Source organism: Vibrio casei, assembly GCF_002218025.2.
GTDB classification, from domain to species: Bacteria; Pseudomonadota; Gammaproteobacteria; order Enterobacterales; family Vibrionaceae; genus Vibrio; species Vibrio casei.
In genome coordinates this window covers 1,480,701-1,504,511 of the sequence record NZ_AP018680.1, presented here as the reverse complement: position 1 = coordinate 1,504,511, position 23,811 = coordinate 1,480,701, and the positions used below count along the sequence as shown (strand labels likewise).

Genomic DNA, 23,811 nt, shown 5'->3' with positions numbered 1-23,811 from the left:
TATACGTATTGAAAAAGGGAAAATAATGACATCTAAAGCAGTGGTAGTATTCAGTGGTGGTCAAGACTCCACAACTTGTTTGGTTCAAGCATTAAAAAAATATGATGAAGTGCATGCTATTACTTTTGATTATGGGCAGCGACACAAACTTGAAATAGAAGTAGCTGAAAAACTGTGCAAACAATTAGGTGTGAAAGCCCATAAAGTGATGGATGTTGGTTTACTTAATGAACTGGCGATTAGCTCTCTCACGAGAGACGACATTCCTGTTTCTCATGAATTACAAGAAAATGGGTTACCTAACTCTTTTGTGCCTGGGCGTAATATATTATTTTTAACCCTCGCAGGTATTTATGCCTATCAGATTGGTGCTGAAAGCGTCATTACGGGAGTTTGTGAAACGGATTTTTCCGGTTACCCAGATTGTCGTGATCAGTTCGTAAAATCAATAAACAATGCGCTTATTTTAGGGATGGATAGAGAGTTTAGCATTGAAACACCATTGATGTGGCTCAATAAAGCGGAGACATGGGCTTTAGCAGATCAAAATGATGCTTTAGAGTTAATCAGGAATGAAACATTAACGTGCTACAACGGTATTATTGGTGATGGTTGTGGGGACTGTCCATCTTGTGATTTACGTAGAGTAGGGTTAATGGATTACTTGAATAATCGCAATGAAGTGATGAATGAATTAAAGCAGAAACAACAGAATAACTAATTGTTATCAAATAATTAATTATCGGTAGGCTGGTAGTCATAACTTTGCGTTTGGTAAAGACGAAAGAAACCCAATTATTGTCTTGGGTTTCTTTCGTTGAGTTTTATACAAATTTAAACAATTAAGATTTATAGATACAGTTTTGCTAAATCACTTGGTTCAACTTCTTTACCTTCTAACTGCTCATTCCAGTTAGTACCAATTAATACGCCATCTTCAGATAATGTGATTAACCAATCTTCAACAAAGATATCTAATGGAATTTCTAATACTTCGAAATCTGACCATTCTTCAACATTATGTTTTTGAGCATCTTCCTTTGACGACCAGAAAGGCATTACTTCACTTTCTTCAAATTCTGAAGAATCACAAGCTAGCCAACCATCTACATTTTTCAGTCCCCAAACTAATTTAGATTGCTTGGTTTCTTGCACGAAAAGCTCAAGGTTAGCTTCAATATCTGCGGTTAATTTTGACATGTTATGCTCTCTAAATTATAGGTTTCTAGGATTTAAGTTTCTGTATTTACAAATATCAATGATTAAAAGGTAGCTGTTAGTTAACCTGACAGGCAAATCCTTTTAAATAAAAACCTTCTGGGTAAGCACTATCAACAGGGTGGTCGGCGGCTTGGCCAAAACGTTCTATAAATTGCATGCGACGACCTGCATCTAATGCGGCATCGGCTAAAATTTTCTGAAATAAATTTTGTTCCATTAAGCCAGAACAAGAATAGGTTAATAAGGTTCCGCCAGGTTTTAAAATCTGCATCGCGAGCATGTTTATGTCTTTATAACCTCGACATGCGCCATTTAATTGTGCTTTAGATTCAGCAAATTTTGGTGGGTCCATAATAACGACATCAAATTTTTTCCCATTATCTCTGTATTCCCGTAATAATTTGAATACATCGGCATTAAGAAACTCGGCTTTGTTGGTATCAAATCCGTTTAGTTCTGCATTGGCTTTTGCATTATCTAGAGCAGGTTGAGATACGTCAGCATTAATCACGTGTGATGCGCCACCTTTTAGAGCGTAAAGCCCAAATCCACCTGTGTAAGAAAAACAATTCAGTACCGTTTTACCATCAACGTATTTCATTGATAATTGACGACTGTCGCGTTGGTCAAGATAAAAGCCTGTTTTGTGACCAGACTTAATATCGACTTGAATGTGAACGCCATTTTCTTCAATCACAACGACACCGGGTGGAGTATCACCATGAAGCACACCTTGGCGTTCTTTTAACCCTTCTTTCTTACGAACGGATACATCTGAACGTTCATAGATCGAACAGGTAGGATAAACGTGCTTTAAGGCATCCAATAAAGATTCACGTTGTACTTCTGCGCCTGCGCTAAGAAGTTGGCAGACAAGAAAATTTTGGTAACGGTCAATGGTAATGCCCGGTAAGCCATCTGACTCCCCTGCAATTAATCGATATCCAGTTAAACCACCTCGCGCAATGATTGATTTGCGCATTGCTTGTGCTTCTTTTAAGCGTTTGATGAAAAATTCTGTATTTATGTCTTCTTTTTCAAAGCTCCATACACGGGCTCTAATTTGTGATTGAGGTGAGTATGCTGCTTTTGCTAGCCACTGACCTTGATTTGAATATACATCCACTGTATCGCCTAGCTCGGGCTGGCCTTCGACTCTTTGAATACCACGAGAAAAAATCCAAGGATGACGACGTAGTAACGATTTTTCTCTACCTTTAACAAGATATATAGCTGATGACATAGTGTTTGAATGGCCTGAAAAGAAATGAACGTCTATTTTCATAGAATGTGCTTGGGAAAGCAAATTTAACCGTCAATATTGCTAAAATTGTTGTTTGTTTAATGAATGAAAATAAAATAGAAGGGCATTTTATGTCTACAGTTAATCGTTTGTTCATTGTTTCTGGCATGGTTCAAGGCGTTGGCTTCCGTTATCAAACCGCTCATCATGGATTAAGCTTTGGCGTAACAGGGTATGCTAAGAATTTAAATAATGGTGATGTTGAAGTATTGGTTTGTGGTGAAGATGATAAAGTGAAGGCCTTTCATTTATGGTTGAAAAAAGGCCCAAGAACCGCGTATGTAGATTCGGTGGTTGAGCAGCCAACGGATAAATCAATAAAAGATGATTTTATGATCTTATAAACATTTTGCCGGCTTAGGAAGCCCTGCCAGTTTTGTTGCTTGCTTTGCTGGACCTTTTCGAAATAGGGTAAACAGGTATTTACTGCTTCCTTTTTCAGGGCCATGTTCTTTTTCCATTGCTTTGACTAGCATACGAACTGCTGGCGAAGTATTAAATTCGAGATAAAATGTGCGTACGAAGCGAATCACTTCCCAGTGCGGTTCTGTTAATTCTATTCCTTCTTGCTCTGCGATGATAGGCACTAAACCTTCACTCCATTGAGTATGGTCTAATAAGTAACCTTCCGCGTCAGTGTCGATGTCATTACCTTGGTATTGATACATAGTTTGTCCTGTGCTCAAAGCGATGGCAGAGCGGCCGTTGTTGGAAAAGGTAAGAGTATATGATTCAAAAATTCTCGCCAAGTTAAAGTGATTTATTCGATGAATATTCAACCAATCACTTTGGTTATCGCTATCAATATACTTTAATTAAATTTGTTCAGCCCTAAAGCTAAAAAGGCGCTCATTATTGAGTGCCTTTTTGTGGTGATGGTTTCGGGTATATTTAGTTTAACTTTGATTGTTTATCGCGTAATGCCTGCTCTGCAATATTAAACTGTCGAACATCAATGCGGGCAAAACCATGGCATTGGTGACAAGCATGATGACTAATACCATCGATATATTCTAATTTGATTAATTCGCCTACAACAAATTGTTTGCACCAATCACAAGTGCCTCGTGCGTTTTCCATTTTGGTTTCCTGTACTGCTCAAAATTATTTTTATTACTTACGATGTAACGAAACGGAGTGTAGCCAACTAAAGAGGTACTTTCGAATCTTATTGGAAGATGAAATGTGTATTTCGTCACATATATAAGTAATTAAATCTAAGTAAACGATTGCTTGTATATTGGCCGTATTTTTGAATAGTAAAAAATGCAAATTATTTGCTAAGACGTTTTTTCTGTTCAGCGCCATCAATTGGACGATTGACCGAAATACGTCGACCTTTTTTTAAGCCCACCTCGTAATCCGCAGTGAAATTTTTCATTGCTTCTCGAAGTTGTTGTTTAAAAGTTTCGCGATCAATATTTTCAAATTCTTTATCAATGTAGTTATTGATCTTCTGAGCGGAATCATCATCAGGAGCAATAAGAGGTAATTTCTCAAGTGCGCCTTCAATCCAACCAGATAAAAATGAATTTACACGGCGGGTCACTTCGGCGCTGCCAGTACCAGTGCCTGAAAAACTATTACGGAATTGTCCAGTTTGTTCATTCATTTCACGATAAACAATATCAAAAGCAAACGCCGCAAAAATTGCGCGGTCGGCCTCACCAATGAATTCAACACGTTTTAAGCCTTTATGGTTGAGCAATACGGCCTCAACACCGAAACGAGTGTTGATACCACGGATAATCCGAAGAAGGTTTGAACTGATATTCGCAGGTAAAAGATGACTAGACTGTGTCTTACCCAATTTAATGAAATCAATATCGTCCTTATCCAAACCATATTTAAGCATGAGACGATGGGCCATTCTAATCGCTTGTGCCGCTTCATTGACATTAGCGGAATTCCCCAACTCTAAGCATTTGGCGATTTTTTTAAGGGCTTTTTGTTTATCCATTAATCTTCTAACTATAGTAAAGGCGAATAAATGAGCCGCGTATACTACCGTTTTTTGCGCTTATTAGAAAGAACAACCCTCAAACTAAAAGGGAATATTTATGAAGCATCACTGATTATGCGCAATCGTTAACTTTCTATTCCTAAGGTTATGACAAATGTTGTAAAGTGATGGTCATCAAACTTTATGATGGCTATACCCAAGTAACTTCAAGGTGCGAGTTTCAGCAAGAATAAAACAAGCTTTAGGCAAGGCAAATTGAATTCTGCATCTTGAAGTCACTTAGGTATATAAACATCCCAAGCTGAAGGGATCAGCGAAGCAGGGGCATGAGGCGCAATGTTACCAAATAGCGATACATCAAAAACAACACCAAGCACACTTCCACTTTTGAATCAGCGTTTTGACGTTGATCCTGTGGTGGGTGCTTATCTTTCTGAGCTATCAAAAGCTGGATTTAGTGGCGATATTGAACAAACCTATGCTAGCCGTTTAGCGGTAGCCACCGATAACAGTGTATATCAACAGCTTCCCCAAGCCGTTGTTTTGCCGAGGAACAATCACGATGTTCAGTTAATTGGGCAAGTTGGTTCACAGCGTAAATATGACAGTGTCACTTTTTCACCTAGAGGTGGGGGCACAGGAACCAACGGACAGTCATTGACTAAAGGTATTGTGGTCGACATGTCTCGCCATATGAATAAAGTCCTTGAAGTGAATGAACAAGAAGGTTGGGTAAGAGCTCAATCTGGTGTGGTAAAAGATCAGCTTAATGATGTGGTTCGTCCATATGGTTACTTTTTTTCTCCAGATCTATCAACCAGTAATCGTGCGACGCTTGGTGGTATGGTGAATACGGATGCTTCTGGTCAGGGGTCATTAAAGTATGGAAAAACCTCTGATCATGTTTTATCACTTCAGGCTGTATTTTCTGATGGTTCGATGTATGAAACGGATGGCTCGGATGAAGTGCCAGCATTAGGTACGATTGCAAGTAGAGCCTTAGCAGAAACGGAACGTGTATGCCGTGAAAACCGAGCGGCCATTGACGCTAAATTTCCACCATTAAATCGATTCTTAACGGGTTACGATCTAAAAAATGCGTTGTCATTTCAGGCATCCAAAGTATCGCAAACAGAAAATGATAAAGGTGAATTTAATTTAGCGCGTGTATTGTGTGGCGCAGAAGGTTCATTAGCGTTTATTACAGAAGCAAAATTGAACTTAACCCCGATACCGAAAGCCAGAACTCTGGTGAATGTTAAATACAATTCGTTTGATTCAGCACTACGTAGCGCTCCTTTGATGGTGGAAGCTCAAGCTTTATCCGTTGAAACTGTTGACTCCAAAGTTTTAAATTTAGCTAAACAAGATATTGTCTGGCATACCGTGAGTGATTTATTGACGGATGTCGAAGGCAAGGATATGCAAGGTATTAATATTATTGAATTTGCTGGCGAAAGTGAAAGTGAAGTCGCATTTTTAGTGAATGATCTTGTTGCTCAACTTGAGGTTAAATTGGAAACCGAAGAAGGCGGTATTATTGGTTTTCAAGTTTGTAATGATCTTGCCGGTATTAATAAAATCTACAATATGCGGAAAAAAGCGGTGGGTTTATTAGGGGGGGCTAAAGGTCGGGCCAAACCGATTGCGTTTGCAGAAGACACTTGTGTGCCGCCTGAAAATTTAGCCGACTTTATTGTTGAGTTTCGTGAGTTGCTAGACAGTAAATCACTCAACTATGGCATGTTTGGTCATGTTGATGCCGGGGTTTTACACGTAAGGCCTGCATTGGATCTATGTGATCCTGAACAAGAAAAGTTGATGCACCAAGTGTCGGATGAAGTGGTTAAACTGGTTGCTAAATATGGCGGTCTAATGTGGGGCGAGCATGGGAAAGGTTATCGCTCTGAATACGGACCTGAATTCTTTGGTGATGAGTTATTTTTACAATTACGCCGAGTTAAAGCGGCGTTTGATCCGCTTAATAAGATGAATCCAGGTAAAATTTGTACGCCATTAGACAGTCAAGATGAACTTGTTAAAGTGTCTGATACTAAGCGTGCAACATTTGATAGACAAATTCCAATCACGGTTCGTGACAGTTTTAGACAAGCGATGGAATGTAATGGTAATGGCTTGTGCTTTAATTACGATGTGAATTCACCAATGTGTCCTTCCATGAAAATCACAGCCGATCGTCGGCACTCACCGAAAGGACGGGCGGGGTTAGTGCGCGAATGGCTTCGTCAATTAACCGCTAATGGCATTGATATTCTTGATTTAGAACAACAAGCATTAAATGGCAACAGCTCGATAAAGTTGATGATTGACCGAGTTCGTCACAGTATGAAAAAGAAGAGTGAATATGATTTTTCACATGAAGTATTTGAAGCACTGAATGGCTGTTTAGCTTGTAAAGCCTGTGCTAGTCAATGCCCAATTAATGTTGATGTACCTTCGTTCCGGTCTCGTTTTTTAAATGTGTATTACACACGTTATCAGCGTCCTGTTAAAGATTATTTAGTGGCCAACATTGAAAGCTTCTTGCCGATAATGGCAAGTACGCCAAAATTAGTGAACGGTATACTAGGAATGTCATGGATTCAAGGTTTGACTAAACGCAGTATTGGTTACATTGATGCGCCATTGTTGTCAGTCCCTACACTTAAGAAAACCTTAGAAAATAATGACTGGGACAGCCGGTTTAGCTTATCTCAGTTGCAGTTATTATCTGATGAACAACGGCAAGATTATGTACTGATCGTCCAAGACCCGTTCACGAGTTTTTATGATGCTGACGTTGTATCCGATTTTGTCGAATTAGCCATTAAACTAGGTAAAAAACCGGTCGTATTGCCATTTAAACCGAATGGTAAGGCACAACATGTAAAAGGTTTTTTAAAGCAGTTTGCTCAAACAGCCACCTCAACAGCTGAATTTTTGAATACACTAGTAAAATTAAACATTCCAATGGTTGGCGTAGATCCGGCAACCGTACTTTGTTACCGCGATGAATATCGTGAAGTATTAGGTGAAAAAGCGGGGAGCTTTAAAGTGCTCAGTGTGCATGAATGGCTACAACCAAACTTACATCAATTTAAGTTTACGGCTGTGGCATCGCAGCAATCGTGGAATTTGTTTTCACATTGCACTGAGAAAACCAAACTGCCTAATTCAGAAAAAGAATGGGGGCAGATTTTTACTCATTTTGGTGCCACATTAAATACTATTCCTGTTGGCTGCTGTGGTATGGCGGGAACGTTTGGACATGAAGCGGATAAGTTTGAAATGTCTCAAGGAATTTATCAATTAAGCTGGCAGCCGAATATGAATCGTTTAGACAAGGAATACTGTCTTGCTACCGGTTATTCATGCCGTAGCCAAGTGAAGCGTTTTGAGGGAGTGAAACCAAAACACCCACTTCAAGCTTTATTAGCTATGGTGCAATAACTAGCTATGATGCAAGAATTAACTGTGGTGCAATATTTGAAACCATTTAAAGTAATGGTTTCAAATCAAAGCTAAATACAGCTGAAAGAGAAAAGCCCAATTTGTATTGAATTGGGCTTTTTACATAAAAGTCTTGTTATTTTAAAGTAACCGTTTTCTCATATTAAGCACGAGATTATATTCACTTAATGGCTGCTTGACTCAAAAGATAAAACTTTTTTCTCTATCTGTCTAAATATAAGAGTCAGGGTGCCGTTTACTAGTAAGTAAAACGCTCCAGCAATACCAAACACCGTCAAGGTATCATAAGTTTGCGCGTTAATACGTTGAGCATAGCCCATTAGGTCCATTATCGTTATGGTGCTGGCGAGTGATGTCCCTTTGAAAACCAGAATGACTTCATTGGAATAAGCTGGAATCGCTCTACGAATAGCGTAAGGAAGAAGTACACCCAGTGTGGTTTTGGTATTCATACCTAATGCTCTACAAGCTTGCCATTGACCGGATGGAATGGCATCAAATGCTCCTTTGAATAATTGGGTACTGTAAGCTGCTGTATTGAGTGCTAAGGCTAACATGGCGCAAAACCAAGGTTGGCTTAGCCAGTTCCAAGCCAGACTGTTGCGAAGCCATTCAAATTGTCCAGGGCCATAATAAATTAAAAAAATCTGAACAAGTAAAGGGGTGCCTGTGAATAGGGTAATGATTATTCGACTAAGCCAATGAATAACAGGGATACGGATAATTAGGGTTGTCGTCATTAATAATGATAAGGAACAGCCTACTAGTAAGGCCGCAATGGTTAACTCAAGACTGATTTGTAATCCATCTAAAAGTTGCCAAATATGTTGTTCATTCATAGTTTGGCTCCAATGGCAGCTTTTTTACGAGGCTTCTTTTTTTGTGTCATGGTGGTTTCTTGCAGTTGGTATTTTTTATTTATTTTGGCAATTATGCGTTGGGTAATTAACGTTATGATTAAATAAACCGCCGCTGCGGTCGCATACCAAGTAAAACTTTGATGCGTTGCAGCAGATGTTAATTGGGCTTGCTTTAATAGATCTGTCACGCCAATTAAAGAAACTAATGCAGTATCCTTAAGTAGCACCAACCATTGGTTAGTTAAACCCGGAAGAGCATGGCGAATAGCTTGTGGTAACACAATTCTTACAAAAGATCGGCTCTTACTTAAGCCTAAAGCACTTGCGGCTTCACTTTGCCCTTTTGGAACGGCTTTTAATGCCCCACGTAATGTCTGTGCAGCATACGAAGCAAAGATTAGCGAGAGGGCAATGACACCAGAAAGGAACGGGCTTATTTCGATATATTCGCCCGTGATATAAAACAATACTTGGCCAGAACCAAAGAAAATAAATAATACAACGAGAAGTTCAGGTAACCCTCTAATGATAGTGACTAAAGTGGTCGTAGGCCATGCAATGACTTTAAAGCGAGACATTTCACCGCTCGCGAAAAGAATGGATAACACTAAACCCACTACAAGGCTGCTGAAAGCGAGCTCAATAGTAAGCCAACTTGCTTGTATTAATGCTAGAGAGTAACCTGAAAATATCACTGAATCTTTTTCACTTAACTACTTATTCGTGCCGAAGTACTTATCAAAAATAGCTTGATATTGGCCATTTTCTTTAACGGTTTCTAGTGCTTTATTAAGTTGGTCAACAAGTGCTTGGTTGTCTTTATTGACGGCGATACCAAAACCATTACCAAAATATTGCTTATTAGTTACCGGTTCACCTACGTAAGCTAATGTGTCATCTTTCTTGAACCATTCTGCCACAACGGCAGTATCACCAAAGACACTATCAATACGTCCATTTTGCATATCAATGAAAGCATCTTGGTAGCTTGCGTAAGGGACAGAGGTGACACCAGTCATTTGATCAACAAGAAAGCTTTGATGGGTTGAGCCGTTTTGAACTCCAACACGCTTGCCTTTTAAATCGGCTTGATCGGAAACTTTACCTTTTACAGAAACAAATGCAGCAGCATTATCATAATAAGCGTTAGTGAAGCTTACTTGTTTCAAACGAGCATCAGTGATATCCATCGCTGAGATTGCAGCATCGTAACGTTTGAATTTTAGGGCTGGAATTAGACTATCAAATGCTTGATTCTGGAATGTACATTTTGCTTTGATTTCTTGGCAAAGTGCGTTAGCAAGATCGATATCAAAGCCTTTGATTTGGTTGTTGTCATCCATGTATTCAAATGGGGCATAGGTTGCTTCAGTGGCAAACTTAATTTCTTCTTGTGCAAAGGCGTGAGTAGAAGCAAGGCCAATTAAACTAGCAAGTAGAATTTTTTTCATTGTATAACTCCATTTATATTGGTGAAATTTCACTATTCATTAAATTGTGTATTATCAGTGTTTTAAATAATCTGCAAAAGCTTTTGATTTTGGGTGAATAAAGCTGGAATTGTCGCCATATTCAACAACATGACCTTTTTCCAAATAGAGCAGATGACTGGCGATTTTTTTCGCAAAATCGACCTCATGCGTTACGATGATTTGGGTAATGCCGGTTTTACTGAGTTCTTTAATAATGGTTACTATCTGTGAGGTGATTTCAGGATCAAGCGCTGCTGTTGGCTCATCAAAGAGCAAAACATCCGGTTTCATCATTAAAGCTCGAGCTATGGCAACACGTTGTTGTTGGCCTCCAGATAATTTTAAAGGCCAAGCATCAACTTTATCTGAAAGCTGCAAAGTGGTAAGAATTTTTAATGCTTCTTTTTTTGCTTGTGTTTTTGACATACCTAAAACTTTTACGGGGGCTTCAATTAAATTATCCATTACACTCATATGAGGCCATAGATTATATTGTTGGAAAACCATTCCGACTTTTTTTCGTAGTACTAGGCCATCTTTTTCAGAAATTGAATTGCTAAAATCAAAAGATTCGTTTGAAATGGTGAGCCGACCGCTATCAGGTACTTCTAATAAGTTTAAAACTCGAAGTAATGAGCTTTTTCCAGCACCACTTGGGCCAAGTAATACCAAGGTATCACCAGTCTCACAGGTAAAACTCACATCATGAAGAACCTGGTTGGTACCATAGAATTTATTGATTGCATTTATTTGAATAGTCATGCTTCCATTCTGCATTAATTGTCACTAGGTGGATATACTAAACAGCGGGGTATATTATGCAAGAAAAATGTAATTAAAAACGATAACTGAGTAGATATATCTAAATCTAGCCTTTAATTTAGCTCTGAAGTATTGGCGGCATCAATGATTATACAGCGCTCATTAACCTGTTATTATGCGCCGATTCAATCGATGAACCATTTGTGTTGTGAATTTCAATTTATTGGGTGAGGTTGATTGAAAATGCTGGCGATAAAAAAGCCGAAGGATAAATTAAATACTTCGGCTTAGATAATGATTTCTAGAAGGTTAGTTATTGATTTTCAGATAAAAATTTATCTTTTCTTTGATTGAAGCGTGTTACTAAGTCATCAATATCCGTTTGTTCATAAGGCTTTAAGCCGCTTGCGACCATTTTTTTTACGCCAGTTCCAACCACCATTCCATCTTCTTTAAAATCGAAGTTTAATGTCACAACACCACGTTTGTCGGTAATATCGAAAGTTGCACCTGTGTAAACTACCTCTGGATGAGAAAGATCTAAACGGCAGAATTCGATGTCCATGCTTTCATAAATAACTAATGGACGCTGGGCATTAATCATCATTTGTTTCTCTTCCATAAGAGGAACCATGATGTGAGGGAAATTCATACCAGAGAATTGAACATAATTTGTGACAACATGAGCGATAAAGTCTTGGTTTTTGCTGACTTCACCTTCGTGGTGCATCAGTAAGTATTCTTTGCCATTTGCATCAATGACAGCGCTGTTATGCTCGCCTTTTTCTTCGACTTTAAGATCAATCCCTTCGCTTACCATACCTGAAAAACGAAAGCTCATTTTTTGGCTAATGCCTTCTTTTTGTAATAAAACAGCAAAAAGAAGATCGCCAGGAACACAGAAGCGTTTATTGTCTTCATCGTGTATAGGGTTGAAATCGCCTGCTATCTTTTTTGCAAAATGGCTTGCTTGTTGGCGAGTAAATGAGAAAGCATTGTCTTGAGTTGAAAAATAAGGTGTTAGAAACATAATTCACTACTAGTAGAAAAAACAGCTGCGATTATATATGACAATTGCTTACAATTGGTCGGTCCTGTCAAAAAAAATGTAATAAAATTGATTTGTGTGCAAATAAACCGTTATCTGGGGGGCGATTTTTATCCTTTTTAGCCAGAACGTTCAATAGGGTAAATATTGCAATATAATTCTTTTTCAAATTGACGTTCGAGTGTTTCTCGCCAGTTTTTAGAGTCATTGATTGAGATAAGGTAAAAATTTTCTCTTGCGGTATCTGTGACAAAAGCAATACCAAACTGCATGAGTTCATAATGCGTATCATGCACAAAATCTAGGTTAAACCCATGTCGGCCGGTTAAGCGATTAATATCCCGACGAGTTAAGCTTACTCCTTGTTTCTCATTAAGGAATTTATCTTTTAACCACCCCGCAAATTCTTTGGCACTTACCATGGCGATTCTTCCTCGTCGTAAGACTTAACGCAAGCTAATAAATATTCTAGACAATGAATTCTGAGTTCACCAGTTTATGGTACTTTTCAATTGCGGTTGAATGCTGAAAGTTATTGAAATAATAAACAAGAACTACCTGTAGCATTACATAGGTAGACTGATCGTTTAGTTTTATTATTTATACTCATTATAAGACTCCAAAGAAGAGGCAACACATCTACATTATGTATGGATTTAATCTTGAATAATTATCTTTGTATTGTCGTTTGTTCTTTCAATTTCATTCAGTTTCTTTAAAATGAGCAACTCTAATTTGGATTGCAATTTTGATTTGTACCAAATTAATGAATTCATAAATGTTTATTTTATTAACTGATTGTTTTTAAAGTAATAATAAACTCATCATGTGCTACTTGGTATGTGGCACCACTGAAAATAGGATATATCATGCCTGTAATTACTCTTCCTGATGGCAGTACTCGCCAATTCGACAACGCTGTTTCAACAATGGATGTTGCTCTATCTATCGGTCCTGGTCTTGCAAAAGCAACCATCGCGGGTCGTGTAGATGGTAACCGTGTTGATGCGTGTGATCTGATTGAAAATGATGCGAGCTTAGAAATCATCACTGCTAAAGATGAAGATGGTTTAGAGATCATTCGTCACTCCTGTGCTCACTTGCTTGGTCATGCGATTAAGCAACTTTTTCCAGAAGCAAAAATGGCGATAGGTCCGACCATCGACCGTGGTTTTTATTACGATATTGATCTTGAGCACTCTTTAACTCAAGAAGATTTAGACGCGATTGAAAAGCGTATGAAAGAGCTTGCGAAAACTAAATATCAAGTCGTCAAGAAGAAAGTGAGTTGGCAAGAGGCTCGTGACGCTTTTGAAGCACGTGGTGAAAGTTACAAAATTGAAATTTTAGATGAAAATGTTGCGCGTGACGATCGTCCTGGCCTATATCATCATGAAGAATACATTGATATGTGTCGTGGCCCCCATGTTCCAAATATGAGCTTCTGCCAACATTTCACATTATTAAATGTTGCTGGTGCATATTGGCGTGGTAATAGCGATAATAAAATGTTGCAACGTATCTACGGCACCGCATTTTCGGATAAAAAGCAGCTTAAAGAGCATCTTGTTCGTTTAGAAGAAGCGGCGAAGCGTGACCACCGTAAAATTGGTAAGCATTTAGACTTGTTCCACATGCAGCAAGAAGCGCCAGGTATGGTGTTCTGGCATCATAATGGTTGGTCTATTTTCCGTGAGCTAGAAGTGTTCGTTCGTGAGAAACTGACTGAATACGATTACCAAGAAGTAAAAGGGCCATTAATGATGGACCGTGTTCTTTGGGAACGTTCTGGGCACTGGGATAAATACGCAGATGCAATGTTCACTACGTCTTCAGAAAATCGTGAGTATGCAATTAAACCAATGAACTGCCCAGGGCACGTACAAATCTTCAACCAAGGTTTGAAATCTTACCGTGATCTTCCACTTCGTATGGCGGAATTCGGTTCGTGCCATCGTAATGAACCATCTGGCGCCTTACACGGGATCATGCGTGTACGTGGCTTTACTCAAGATGATGCTCATATTTTCTGTACAGAAGAGCAAATTCAAGATGAAGTGAAGCAATGCATCAAGATGGTTTATGACGTATACAATACTTTTGGTTTTGAAAATATTGTTGTAAAACTTTCAACACGTCCAGAACAACGCGTCGGTAGCGATGAAATTTGGGATAAATCAGAAAGCGATCTAAAACTGGCTTTAGAATCTATGGATATTCCATATGAAATTCAAGAAGGTGAAGGGGCATTTTATGGCCCCAAAATCGAATTCACACTCCATGACTGTTTAGATCGTGCATGGCAATGTGGTACAGTTCAGCTAGATTTCAACTTACCAAATCGTCTAGGGGCAACTTATGTCGGTGAAAGTAACGAGCGTTTAGTTCCTGTTATGATTCACCGTGCAATTTTAGGTTCACTAGAGCGTTTCATCGGTATCTTGATCGAAGAATATGCTGGTTTTTTCCCAACTTGGTTGGCACCGGAACAGGCTGTCATCACGGGAATTACCGATAAACAGGCTGATTATGTGCAACAAGTTGCACAAAAATTGCAAAAATCTGGCTTTAAAGTAAAAGCGGACTTGAGAAATGAGAAGATTGGCTTTAAAATCCGCGAACATACTTTAAAGCGTGTGCCTTATATGCTTGTTTGTGGTGACCAAGAAATGGAAGCTGGCGAAATTGCAGTACGTACACGAAAAGGCAAGGATCTCGGTAAATTCAAAGTTGAAGATTTCATTTCTTATCTTCACGCCGATGTTTCAAGCCGTAAGCTCAATCTGGAGGAATAACCTATTAAAGGCGGAAGAAAAGGCCAACAACCGGCCAAGCAAAACCAGCATCGTTTAAACGATGAAATTCGCGGCGTTAAAGAAGTACGTTTAACAGGTGCAGACGGTGAACCCGTTGGTGTAGTATCTGTTGAAGACGCCCTAGAAGCAGCTGTTGAAGCTGGTATGGACTTGGTAGAAATCAGTCCAAACGCTGAACCACCAGTCTGTCGTGTGATGGACTATGGTAAATTCCTCTTTGAAAAGAGCAAAGCTGCTAAAGAGCAGAAGAAGAAGCAAAAACAGGTCCAGATTAAGGAAATAAAATTCCGTCCTGGGACTGATATCGGAGACTATCAGGTAAAACTACGCAACCTGACAGGTTTCCTTGAAGACGGCAACAAAGTGAAAGTAACTATTCGCTTCCGTGGCCGTGAAATGGCCCACCCTGACATTGGCGTGGACGTTCTAAACCGTTTGAAAGCGGACACTGATGAGTTAGCAGTGGTTGAGTCTTTCCCAACGCGTATAGAAGGTCGTCAAATGATCATGGTATTGGCGCCGAAGAAGAAGTAATTAAAGGCCTACAAGTAATGAGACCTCACTGCCTACTGTAATAGGTTAGGTAGAGAGGTTTTATTCGCCCTAATTACATATTATTAACCGATATGTTTATTAACACTGCGTTTATTGAAGCTATTTTTAGCACGTAGAACGATTAATACATAACAATGCGGAGTTATTCATCATGCCTAAGATGAAAACAAACCGAGGCGCTGCGAAGCGTTTCAAAAAAACTGGTGGCGGCTTTAAATTCAAGCACGCTACAAAACGTCACATCCTGACTAAACGTACTACTAAAAACAAGCGTCAGCTTCGTCCAAACTCACTTCTTCCTAAATGTGAAGTAGCTGGTGTTGTTCGTATGCTTCCATACGCTTAATTTTTTTAGTTTATTTATTAGTTTAGGAGAAGCATAATGCCTCGCGTAAAACGTGGTGTACAAGCTCGTGCACGTCATAAGAAAGTTCTAAAGCAAGCTAAAGGTTACTACGGAGCACGTTCACGTGTTTACCGCGTAGCTTTTCAAGCAGTTACTAAAGCTGGTCAATACGCATACCGTGACCGTCGCAATAAAAAGCGTACGTTCCGTCAATTGTGGATTGCTCGTATTAACGCTGCATCTCGTCAAAATGGTCTATCTTACAGCCGTTTCATTAACGGTCTTAAGAAAGCATCTATCGAGATCGATCGTAAGATCCTTGCTGATATCGCTGTATTCGACAAAGTTGCATTTGCAGTACTCGTTGAAAAAGCGAAATCTGCTCTTTAATTAGAACAGTAGAAGCTATATTGAAAAGGCAGACTGTAGTCTGCCTTTTTTTATACCTGAAAATCATATTCTCTATCTCATCATTCTTTTTTGCTGCAAATCAATATGATTGTGGCAATATGAGTCAGTGAGATCTTGTTCGCTGAAGTTATCGTTTTTATATCACTAAAAGTGAGACTTGAAGCAGGGGACACACTGAGACAAATGATGAAGAACAGTGTAATCTTTTTATCATCAAGAAACGACTGTAACCCTATGGTTGGTTTTTATTTATAGATATTGAGCTATTTAAGATAGCGATATTAGGTGCAGATGAATGAGAGCCTTGGTGTAGATTTACATTTCATAGAGTTGGTTTTAAATTAATCTTGAGTAGTTGCATGTTTTATATTAAATAAATATGAATGAATTTTTTGTTTAATATGGAAGAGTGATTTGTATTTTTTATAAATATGTTTAAGAGGAAATATGAAAAACAGACCTGAAATAACAATATCTTCGTTGGATTCAGAACGATTATATAAGTTGATTGATTCTTTACCAAAAAATGATCTAGTAGGTGTTGAGGAGTTGGAAGCTGAATTAGCCCGGGCTAATGTTGTTGACCCTACTGATATGCCTTCGACCATCGTGACGATGAACTCTACTGTAAGGTTTTCTGTAAAGTCATCAAATAGTGAGTTTGAACGGACTCTTGTATATCCTAAGGACGTTGGTGTGAGCGGGAGTACGGTCTCAATTTTAGCCCCTGTAGGGAGTGCTTTACTTGGCCTTTCTCAAGGTGATGAAATTAACTGGCCAAAACCAGATGGAGGAGTAATTGAAGTGAAAATTATGGATATTACTTATCAACCAGAGAGGGCGGGTGAGTTTCAACGGTAGTAAAATTAATAAAATGATCTAATTATTAGATTTTAATTAAACGCTCGATAACAATGTTAATTATATTTATTTTTCTATAAGTATAGATTATTTTAGGGGCATGTTTTGAGCGTTTTTATACAAGCATAAACATAAATTTATAAGTAATACATTTTTCTCATTAATTGAGAGGACGAGATAAGTGATTTTTATAGGTAATGCATTAATTATCGATTTGATTAAGTAAAATTACTCTATTCTGTGTGTTAATAGAAAATAACGTAAATGCTTTTTGGAAAGAGATAGTAAATTTTCAGAAGAAATTTGATACTAAACCATGTAATTCACGGTTTTATTCGCGTAACATGCGACAATTAAACCTAATACAGTACCTTATGACTTTAAATATAAAAAATATTATCGAGCCTGTGCCTCATCCAGAGCTAACATGTTCAACTTGCCATGCATGCTGTTGTCGGCTGGAAGTGATGATAATTACGGACACTGGTGTGCCTGAGGAACATATTGCTTATGATAAGTGGGGTGGTGAAACCATGCTTCGACTTGATGATGGCTGGTGTTCCGCTTTAGATCGTGAAACCTATATGTGTACTATTTATGAAAATCGCCCATGGATTTGTCGTGAGTTTGAGATGGGCTCGTATGAATGTAAAACGGAACGTTCAGAACAGATGTAAATTGGTCAGTATTGTTCATGGTTCATTGCAATCTTTTGATTAAAATAAGATTTTAATTTTAACATCGTTGTAAAGGTCGATGATGGGTTGAATTATATCGGGTTGGTTTAAAAGCATTCTCTGATAATGTTGAATTGTTTTATGCAAGTACTGCTGTGCAATGGTTTGTTGCTGTTTTGTATATGCATGCCAAATTTTGTCTCCCACCAAACTCACCTGCTTTAGTTGTGTGTTAATTCCTGTAGCAGAACCAGAACCATTCGCCGGAGTTTGGTTAGAAAGTAATATGACCTCGTAAAAGCGTTGATTTTCTTCGATGAGCGCTTCATCTAGCAAGAGTAGATCCAATGTTTTGAGTTCTTTTCGAACAGTATATTGCTGATAAACAGGGCAAATTAAAAAATCGATATTCAATAGGGTATATTTTTTATGTAATGCATTCATAAATGTTGTTATCAAATCCCCACCTACACCGGCAATAATGATCAGATGTTTTCCGTCATAATGATCTAATGGCAAATTGGTGATATCTAAACAGTGTGTATACCAGGTTGATTTGGGGTTAGGGTAAAATTGCTGTAATTGAATCGTTACGTTTTGAATCAGTTTAGGCACAATATCAACAAAATGAATATTATCTGCGGCTTGCCTTTCTAATAAAGTCGCGCCAAGAAAGCCATGATCGCAGCAACAATCCCAAATATGATCATAATCACCGGTTACCATTTCATCAATTTTCTTTAGTCTTTTGCTTAATTTCACGTGCAATTCATTCAGTTGGAAAACGTAGATATTGTAATAGGTTTACTTCAATATGCGAAGTTAAATGGTTTTTCAATTACATGTCTTATGATCATGACTTCACATATTTGTCATATCAATTTTTAATTGTCTCATCTACTATCATTAAGTTGTTAATTTTCATCGCAATGATTAAAGGGAAGTGCATGATAAAGCAAATTGGAAATACAGATATTTTACTTAAACATAAAGCAACCTGCCATTGTGGAACCGTTGAATTAGAATTGAGTTTGCCAAATGGCATTGAGAAACCTAGGCGTTGTGATTGTTCTTTTTGTCGTCGTCGAGGAGCAATAGCTGCATCGGTGAAATTAGATGGAATCCGTATTGTAAAAGGGCAAGAAGCTTTACGTTTGTATCAATTCAATACACGGACTGCAAAGCATTACTTTTGTTCGGTTTGTGGGATTTATACGCACCATCAAAGACGTTCAGATACATCTGAATATGGTTTTAATATTGGTTGCCTTGAAGGCGTTAATCCATTTGACTTGGGTGACGTTGTCACTAGTGATGGGGTGAACCACCCATCAGACCGGTTGAATGGTTAAAATAAGAGGTTTTATCATGAAAGTAAATTTACAAAACTCTAATGTAAACGCGTTCATATTAGGGTTATTTATATTCCTAGGTTTGAGCGTGTTAGGTTATCAATTAGGTAGCGCAGCGATTAAATATAAACAGTTTGAACGTAGCGTTATCGTCAAAGGGTTAGCTGAAAAAGAAATGACGGCTGATGTAGTGATTTGGCCGATTCAGTTTACTGCTGCGAATAATGACCTTGAGGGGTTGTATAATGATGTTGATCGTAATACGGAAAAAATAAAAGCTTTTTTATTATTGAAAGGTATATCTCCGGATTCCATCAGTTTTAGTACACCTTCCATTATAGATAAGTCAGCACAGCAATGGGGAAATGATGCAAGAGCAGAGTTTCGCTATTCAGCTACGCAATCGGTAACCGTGTACTCGAAGAATATCGAAATCGTCAGACACGTGATGTCTGAGCTTTCTGAACTTGGTAAACAAGGGATTGTTTTTACTGGTGATAGTTATGCATCTCAGCCTGAATATATTTTTAGCGATTTAAATAAAATTAAACCGGTAATGATTGAAGAAGCGACCAAAAATGCTCGTGTTGTCGCGCAAAAATTTGCTAAAGATTCAGATAGTCAATTAGGTAAAATCAAAAGTGCTTCACAGGGGCAATTTACCATCGCATCTCGTGATAAGAATACACCGTACATAAAGAAAATTAGAGTAGTATCAACAGTTCAATATTACTTGTCTGATTAATATTTTTTATGGTTGTGTATTAGAATAAAAATGATCTTGATGCACAGATCATGAGACTTCAGTTATTGATTGATTTGTAAATTGTAATGGTGTTGTCAAATTTTTGTCGTAAATATTTAACATTATTTCTCCATAGTATTCAGGCCCTTCATTATGGGAGAGCTTGAATTTAATAAAATATAGGGAAAATAATGAAATTCACAAGGACTGGTCTTACAACTGCACTTTTTTTATCTGGTTTATCTTTTGTGCCATCAGCATCTGCATTGAATATCGTTTTAACGAACGATGATAGTTGGGAAACCACCAACATTAAAACACTTAAGGCTGAGCTTATCAAAGCAGGGCACAGTGTGGTGATGTCTGCACCTTGTGGCCCACAAAGTGGCAAAGGGGGCTCGATGATTTTTATGAAAGCAACGCCGGTTGATGAAAGAGTCGGTGCTGATGGTTCAACAGAATATTGTGTAGGTGAAACTGACGGCGATTTGGCTTTTGACGATTATGTGGAAGGTACTCCCGTGATGGCTGCATTATATGGTATTGATGTGGCTGCTAAAAAAGTATGGGGACAAGCCCCTGATTTGGTGATTTCAGGGCCAAATGAAGGTAATAACTTAGGCTTTATGAATAATAACTCTGGAACTTTAGGCGCGACAATGGCTTCTTTGAGCCGAGGGATCCCTGCGATTGCGGTGAGTGATGGTAAGCATGCTTCAGAAGAAGGGCAAGCAAAATTAGTTGGCGCAGCGATTGTTGATATCGTTAAAAGTCTCGAAGAAAATCGTCCCGCTGGCCAACCTTTATTACCTGCTTATACTGGTTTAAATGTTAATACACCGGCTGATATGACCGCTCATCTGGGATATAAGTTTACCGATGTTGGTTGGAATGCCGGAGGAACGTCGCTTGGGTTTACCGATGATCTTGGTGCAGACCCTGTAATGAAAGCCTACATTGTAGAAAATATGATGACTTCCTATGGCATGGATCAAGCTACAGCGGAAGCCACATTTAGTGCGAATTTTGACGGTAAAGCCGGTATGGCTTTCGGACAAGGTGATGCAGGTGATAGTAATGAAAATTCTGAAGGGGTTGCAGTACAAGAAGGTTACATTACGATTAGTACCATTGACGGCAATGTTCAGGCTTCTCGCGCTAAAGTTGCGATCGTAGTGAAGGTCAACTGAACTTATCAGAACAAATTGATGGTTTAGTTGAATTGAACCTTACTCAAGGTGATTGTGGTTTAGATACATTTCATGCTTATGGTCAGTTGATGGTAGATAACGATACTCTTTATAGCTTAAATGTTATGACGACATTGACTTCGTTTCCGAATACTTGGGTGAAGATAGATTAGTTTGCTTTTGAAAAACTAGAGTAATTGATACTTAAGAGTCCGTACTGATTAATACGGACTCTTTTTATCAGTTAAATATTTTGAAAATATGGGCTTATCATTGAGGCGCTAATTGATACAACTTTCCAGAATCCGTTGAGAAATAAATCAAGCCTTGCCCATCGACAGTAATATCTCGCACCCTTTCATTTAAATCTTCAACCAAACGAATTTCTTCTTTAACCTGATTATTTTGGGTAAATGAAATCATATTAATGTGAGTTTTTGCGAGAGCGCCAATCAATAAATTGCCTTGCCATTGGGGGAAAGCCGCACCTGTATAAATGCTCGCAGAACTTGGTGCGATAGAAGGGATGTAAACCATAATAGGTGTTTCGACATCAGGCAATGTTTTAGCGTCGCCGACATTTAATGGCCCCCAGTATTCCTTACCGTGTGAAGTTTTTGCCCAACCATAGTTGAGTCCGGGTTTGATGATATTAATTTCATCACCCCCACGTGGACCATGTTCAACCTCCCATAATATTTTTCGGTTTGAATCGTAAACTAGCCCTTGTGGATTTCGATGGCCGTAACTCCATATCGCTTCATTGCCTGATTTCGTTTTAATAAATGGATTGTCTTGTGGTACCGAACCATCGATGTTTAAGCGCAAAATAGCCGCAGCTTGGTTATCCATATTTTGGCCGTTATCTCGATTACCGCGATCGCCTACGCCAAAGAATACATGGCCATTTTGATCAAAAGTAATACGACTGCCGAAATGCTTACTGCTGTCATCGGCAGAATCGGTCACCAATAAATCTTGCCACTGGGTAAGTGCTTTATTGGTTACGTCTAATTGAGCGCGAGCAAGTGTGGTTGCCGAATGGCCGTCTTGCAGCGGTTTTACGTAGGTAAAGTAAAACCAAGTTTGCTTATTTGAATCCGTATAACGAGCGACATCTAACAGACCGCCTTGACCAGAAACTTTGACATCAGGCAGCCCAGATATTTCAGATTTTTGTTTGGTTGTGAGGTCGAGTAGGTAAACATGGCCACTACGGTCTGTCATCAAGAGTTGATTCTCATTTACCCAATCCATTCCCCAAATAACACCTAAATTTTCCGCCAGTATTTGGGTGGTGTAACTTTGCTGGTTTTCAGGTGTTTCTTGAGCGCTAGCTATGGTAGAAAAAGTGGCAATCGAGCTAAATAGCAGTAGTGAAGAGTAACGTTTGCATTGAGACAGTAAAGGTAACATTGGCATAATTCTCTCGATGTTGAATGAGGTGAATATTCATACTTTGGACATTAAATACATAAAAATCGAGCATGAAATCGTAAAAAGGGATGACAAAGTGAATGAACAGAAAAATAAAGAAGGTATTTACACGATTTCAATTTGGCTTTAGCGGTGCGTTTCATTACTATATAGGGCTATTTTCATCGGCTTTTGTCATGCCAAATTTTGATCATGATGAACAAGGGTGCCATTTTGCATAACTTTTTGATGCGTGAACATGATTCGCGTGAAAGACGTTGAGCAAAATGGCAGAGATTAAGCCAATTAGGAACTGAACTATCCACAGGACTACCGAATGGTAGGTGAGGAAACAATGCAATTAGAACAAATCATTGCCAATGCAACGGCAGCAATAGAGCAGTCTGAATCTGTCGCGGTACTAGAAGATGTCCGTGTTCAAGTTTTGGGTAAGAAAGGGGAACTAACCCTTCAACTACAAAGCTTGGGTAAACTTCCACCGGAAGAGCGTCGTAGTGCTGGTCAAGAGATCAACAAAGCAAAAGGTCTGGTACAACAAGCGATCGCAGCTCGTAAAGAAGCACTACAGCGTGCCGAGCTTGAAGCCAAACTTGCCGCCGAAACCATTGATATTTCTCTGCCGGGTCGCCGTATTGAAAATGGCGGTTTACACCCAGTGACACGTACTGTTGAACGTATTGAACAGTTCTTTGGTGAGCTTGGTTTTAGCGTAGAAGCAGGCCCTGAAATTGAAGATGCTTTTCATAACTTTGATGCATTGAATATCGCACAAGATCACCCAGCACGTACTGATCACGATACCTTCTTCTTTAACCCAGACCTTATGCTACGTACCCATACCTCAGGTGTTCAGATCCGTACTATGGAAAATGGCAAACCACCATTCCGTTTCATTGCTCCGGGTCGTGTATATCGTAACGATTATGACCAAACGCACACGCCAATGTTCCACCAAGTGGAAGGCATGCTGGTGGATGAAAACGTTAACTTTGCTCAATTAAAAGGCATCTTGAACGATTTCCTATGCAATTTCTTTGAAGAAGAAGTACAAGTGCGTTTCCGTCCTTCTTACTTCCCATTCACCGAACCTTCAGCCGAAGTTGACGTAATGGGTAAAAATGGCAAATGGTTAGAAGTACTTGGTTGTGGCATGGTTCACCCTAACGTACTTCGCAGTGTTGGCATTGATCCTGAAAAATACTCGGGTTTCGCATTTGGTATGGGCGTAGAGCGCTTAACCATGTTGCGTTACGGCGTAAATGATTTACGTGCGTTCTTTGAAAACGATCTTCGTTTCCTTAAACAATTCAAGTAACCGAGA

26 protein-coding genes are annotated in these 23,811 nt (G+C 38.9%); 13 read left to right on the top strand and 13 right to left on the bottom strand.

Going from position 1 to position 23,811, the window contains the following annotated elements; all coding sequences use genetic code 11:
- The first annotated feature begins 25 nt into the window (after positions 1-25).
- Positions 26-721, top strand: coding sequence for a 7-cyano-7-deazaguanine synthase QueC (gene queC / locus VCASEI_RS07220; protein WP_086963283.1), 696 nt, complete (start codon positions 26-28; stop codon positions 719-721).
- A gap of 128 nt (positions 722-849) precedes the next feature.
- Here queC and VCASEI_RS07215 read toward each other — a convergent pair whose 3' ends face one another.
- Complete coding sequence (locus VCASEI_RS07215) at positions 850-1,200, bottom strand: DUF2750 domain-containing protein (RefSeq protein ID WP_086963285.1); 351 nt, start codon at positions 1,198-1,200, stop codon at positions 850-852.
- Positions 1,201-1,276: 76 nt separating this feature from the next.
- Entirely contained in the window at positions 1,277-2,464 is a 1,188-nt protein-coding gene (locus VCASEI_RS07210) for a class I SAM-dependent methyltransferase (RefSeq protein WP_086963364.1), read from the bottom strand.
- A 131-nt stretch (positions 2,465-2,595) separates the two neighbouring features.
- On the opposite strand from VCASEI_RS07210, the gene yccX reads away from it, so the two are divergent.
- Positions 2,596-2,868 (top strand): acylphosphatase, encoded by a 273-nt coding sequence (gene yccX / locus VCASEI_RS07205; protein ID WP_086963365.1) that lies wholly within the window; start codon positions 2,596-2,598, stop codon positions 2,866-2,868.
- Here the strand turns inward: yccX and VCASEI_RS07200 are convergent.
- The 3 genes from VCASEI_RS07200 to VCASEI_RS07190 form a co-directional block, all read right to left on the bottom strand.
- Positions 2,863-3,192: a TusE/DsrC/DsvC family sulfur relay protein gene (locus VCASEI_RS07200; RefSeq protein WP_086963286.1), complete on the bottom strand. Its 330-nt coding sequence runs from the start codon at positions 3,190-3,192 to the stop codon at positions 2,863-2,865. The genes yccX and VCASEI_RS07200 overlap by 6 nt on opposite strands.
- Positions 3,193-3,415: 223 nt before the next feature.
- The gene (locus VCASEI_RS07195) at positions 3,416-3,604 is read right to left on the bottom strand and encodes a hypothetical protein (RefSeq protein ID WP_086963288.1); all 189 of its coding nucleotides are present in this window, start codon (positions 3,602-3,604) and stop codon (positions 3,416-3,418) included.
- 193 nt (positions 3,605-3,797) lie between these two features.
- A complete protein-coding gene (locus tag VCASEI_RS07190; RefSeq protein ID WP_086963289.1) occupies positions 3,798-4,484 on the bottom strand; it encodes a DUF2786 domain-containing protein in 687 nt (228 codons plus the stop codon).
- Positions 4,485-4,823: 339 nt separating this feature from the next.
- Between VCASEI_RS07190 and ydiJ the strand changes: the two genes are divergently transcribed.
- Positions 4,824-7,937: a D-2-hydroxyglutarate dehydrogenase YdiJ gene (gene ydiJ, locus VCASEI_RS07185; protein WP_086963291.1), complete on the top strand. Its 3,114-nt coding sequence runs from the start codon at positions 4,824-4,826 to the stop codon at positions 7,935-7,937.
- A 185-nt stretch (positions 7,938-8,122) separates the two neighbouring features.
- Here ydiJ and artM read toward each other — a convergent pair whose 3' ends face one another.
- The 6 genes from artM to VCASEI_RS07155 all read right to left on the bottom strand — a co-directional run bounded on the left by artM (position 8,123) and on the right by VCASEI_RS07155 (position 12,528).
- Positions 8,123-8,797 (bottom strand): arginine ABC transporter permease ArtM, encoded by a 675-nt coding sequence (gene artM / locus VCASEI_RS07180; RefSeq protein ID WP_086963293.1) that lies wholly within the window; start codon positions 8,795-8,797, stop codon positions 8,123-8,125.
- Complete coding sequence (gene artQ, locus VCASEI_RS07175) at positions 8,794-9,513, bottom strand: arginine ABC transporter permease ArtQ (RefSeq protein ID WP_086963295.1); 720 nt, start codon at positions 9,511-9,513, stop codon at positions 8,794-8,796. Before artQ ends, artM begins: the two co-directional genes overlap by 4 nt.
- An 18-nt stretch (positions 9,514-9,531) precedes the next feature.
- The gene (locus VCASEI_RS07170) at positions 9,532-10,269 is read right to left on the bottom strand and encodes an arginine ABC transporter substrate-binding protein (RefSeq protein WP_086963297.1); all 738 of its coding nucleotides are present in this window, start codon (positions 10,267-10,269) and stop codon (positions 9,532-9,534) included.
- A gap of 54 nt (positions 10,270-10,323) precedes the next feature.
- Positions 10,324-11,052: an arginine ABC transporter ATP-binding protein ArtP gene (gene artP, locus VCASEI_RS07165; RefSeq protein WP_089110636.1), complete on the bottom strand. Its 729-nt coding sequence runs from the start codon at positions 11,050-11,052 to the stop codon at positions 10,324-10,326.
- A 313-nt stretch (positions 11,053-11,365) separates the two neighbouring features.
- On the bottom strand, positions 11,366-12,082 hold the full coding sequence (locus VCASEI_RS07160) for a DUF3581 family protein (protein ID WP_086963301.1): 717 nt from the start codon (positions 12,080-12,082) through the stop codon (positions 11,366-11,368).
- 137 nt (positions 12,083-12,219) lie between these two features.
- Entirely contained in the window at positions 12,220-12,528 is a 309-nt protein-coding gene (locus VCASEI_RS07155) for a hypothetical protein (RefSeq protein ID WP_162621060.1), read from the bottom strand.
- A 441-nt stretch (positions 12,529-12,969) separates the two neighbouring features.
- Here VCASEI_RS07155 and thrS point away from each other — a divergent pair, with 441 nt between their 5' ends.
- The 6 genes from thrS (at position 12,970) to VCASEI_RS07125 (ending at position 17,766) form a co-directional block, all read left to right on the top strand.
- Positions 12,970-14,895 (top strand): threonine--tRNA ligase, encoded by a 1,926-nt coding sequence (thrS, locus tag VCASEI_RS07150; protein WP_086963304.1) that lies wholly within the window; start codon positions 12,970-12,972, stop codon positions 14,893-14,895.
- Positions 14,896-14,898: 3 nt separating this feature from the next.
- Positions 14,899-15,450 carry a translation initiation factor IF-3 gene (gene infC, locus VCASEI_RS07145; protein WP_086963306.1) on the top strand — a complete coding sequence of 184 codons (552 nt, stop codon included), beginning with the start codon at positions 14,899-14,901 and terminating at the stop codon, positions 15,448-15,450.
- A gap of 172 nt (positions 15,451-15,622) precedes the next feature.
- Positions 15,623-15,817, top strand: coding sequence for a 50S ribosomal protein L35 (gene rpmI / locus VCASEI_RS07140; RefSeq protein ID WP_086963308.1), 195 nt, complete (start codon positions 15,623-15,625; stop codon positions 15,815-15,817).
- 36 nt (positions 15,818-15,853) lie between these two features.
- Positions 15,854-16,207, top strand: coding sequence for a 50S ribosomal protein L20 (gene rplT / locus VCASEI_RS07135; protein ID WP_017025036.1), 354 nt, complete (start codon positions 15,854-15,856; stop codon positions 16,205-16,207).
- 468 nt (positions 16,208-16,675) lie between these two features.
- Entirely contained in the window at positions 16,676-17,089 is a 414-nt protein-coding gene (gene rnk, locus VCASEI_RS07130; RefSeq protein ID WP_089110638.1) for a nucleoside diphosphate kinase regulator, read from the top strand.
- Between the two features lie 374 nt (positions 17,090-17,463).
- Complete coding sequence (locus tag VCASEI_RS07125; RefSeq protein WP_086963314.1) at positions 17,464-17,766, top strand: YkgJ family cysteine cluster protein; 303 nt, start codon at positions 17,464-17,466, stop codon at positions 17,764-17,766.
- Positions 17,767-17,805: 39 nt separating this feature from the next.
- Here the strand turns inward: VCASEI_RS07125 and VCASEI_RS07120 are convergent, their stop codons facing one another.
- The gene (locus VCASEI_RS07120; RefSeq protein ID WP_086963316.1) at positions 17,806-18,528 is read right to left on the bottom strand and encodes a tRNA (adenine(22)-N(1))-methyltransferase TrmK; all 723 of its coding nucleotides are present in this window, start codon (positions 18,526-18,528) and stop codon (positions 17,806-17,808) included.
- Positions 18,529-18,713: 185 nt separating this feature from the next.
- Here VCASEI_RS07120 and VCASEI_RS07115 point away from each other — a divergent pair, with 185 nt between their 5' ends.
- The 3 genes from VCASEI_RS07115 (at position 18,714) to VCASEI_RS07105 (ending at position 21,053) form a co-directional block, all read left to right on the top strand.
- On the top strand, positions 18,714-19,118 hold the full coding sequence (locus VCASEI_RS07115; RefSeq protein WP_086963367.1) for a GFA family protein: 405 nt from the start codon (positions 18,714-18,716) through the stop codon (positions 19,116-19,118).
- A gap of 16 nt (positions 19,119-19,134) precedes the next feature.
- Positions 19,135-19,863 (top strand): SIMPL domain-containing protein, encoded by a 729-nt coding sequence (locus VCASEI_RS07110; protein ID WP_086963318.1) that lies wholly within the window; start codon positions 19,135-19,137, stop codon positions 19,861-19,863.
- Between the two features lie 191 nt (positions 19,864-20,054).
- Positions 20,055-21,053, top strand: coding sequence for a 5'/3'-nucleotidase SurE (locus VCASEI_RS07105; RefSeq protein ID WP_089110639.1), 999 nt, complete (start codon positions 20,055-20,057; stop codon positions 21,051-21,053).
- A gap of 270 nt (positions 21,054-21,323) precedes the next feature.
- Here VCASEI_RS07105 and VCASEI_RS07100 read toward each other — a convergent pair whose 3' ends face one another.
- Complete coding sequence (locus VCASEI_RS07100) at positions 21,324-22,475, bottom strand: PQQ-dependent sugar dehydrogenase (protein WP_086963321.1); 1,152 nt, start codon at positions 22,473-22,475, stop codon at positions 21,324-21,326.
- 349 nt (positions 22,476-22,824) lie between these two features.
- Between VCASEI_RS07100 and pheS the strand changes: the two genes are divergently transcribed.
- On the top strand, positions 22,825-23,805 hold the full coding sequence (pheS, locus tag VCASEI_RS07095) for a phenylalanine--tRNA ligase subunit alpha (protein ID WP_086963370.1): 981 nt from the start codon (positions 22,825-22,827) through the stop codon (positions 23,803-23,805).
- Positions 23,806-23,811 lie beyond the last annotated feature (6 nt).